This window comes from Halioglobus sp. HI00S01 (assembly GCF_001635445.1).
Taxonomy (GTDB): domain Bacteria; phylum Pseudomonadota; class Gammaproteobacteria; order Pseudomonadales; family Halieaceae; genus Halioglobus; species Halioglobus japonicus.
In genome coordinates this window covers 1-772 of sequence record NZ_LWEE01000311.1, presented here as the reverse complement: position 1 = coordinate 772, position 772 = coordinate 1, and the positions used below count along the sequence as shown (strand labels likewise).

The window sequence follows — 772 nt, the reverse complement described above, 5'->3', positions numbered from 1 at the left end:
CCCAGATATCAAACCCCAAGCTGCACGGCGGCGAGCGCGCCACTCAGTCCTGAATTCGCAAAATCGATGCGCGCTCCCCTTGGTCGCAGCTTGGGGTTTGATATCTGGGGGCTGGGAACCAGCCTGTATGCACCTACGGGTAATGGTGATTTCATTTTCGGCCACGATGGCGCGAACGACCCGGCGATCAACACAGCGGCGAGGTTGAATCCTGAGAGCGGCGACGCATTGGTTATCCTGGTGTCCGGGCAGTCCTCTCTGGCCACAACTCTGGGTTCGGACTGGGTGTTCTGGCAGTCCGGCTACCCTGACCTTTTTGCGACGGACACTGTATTCGGGAGTATGATGGTGCCCGCGTTGTCAGGTACTGCTGTGATTCTCGAAGTAGCAGTGGTGCTCGGTCTGCGGACCAGGCGCAAGGCTTGAACTGTATCCAAAGTGTCGCCGTGTGGTGCAGAAAAAGTTTTAGCAAACGCGCCGATGCTGACAAACGCCGATAGGCGGGGTGCTCNCCCNGCATGANGTTGAACACGTTCACCATAAAGCCGCTGCTCTGTAATTCTTCGAGGCCGTTGTTGAATTCGTGCGACACCTTGCTGGGTATGACCGTGTTTGGTGGCACCATCATGGCAGCCACCGTCGGCATCAAGATCCATTTCTAGGTTTGCACCTACCGGTTGTCCCGACTCGCGACGTTGATCGGGATTGGCAACTCGTAGCTGCCGCCCACAGCGGTAGCGAATTCTTCCAGCGCCACTCTGGAAAGCTGGGG

General features: G+C 57.5%; 1 pseudogene. It reads left to right on the top strand.

Annotation, left to right across the window (positions count from 1 at the left end):
- Positions 1–426: pseudogene (locus A3709_RS19685) on the top strand (serine hydrolase); the annotation flags it as partial.
- Positions 427–772: the final 346 nt, after the last annotated feature.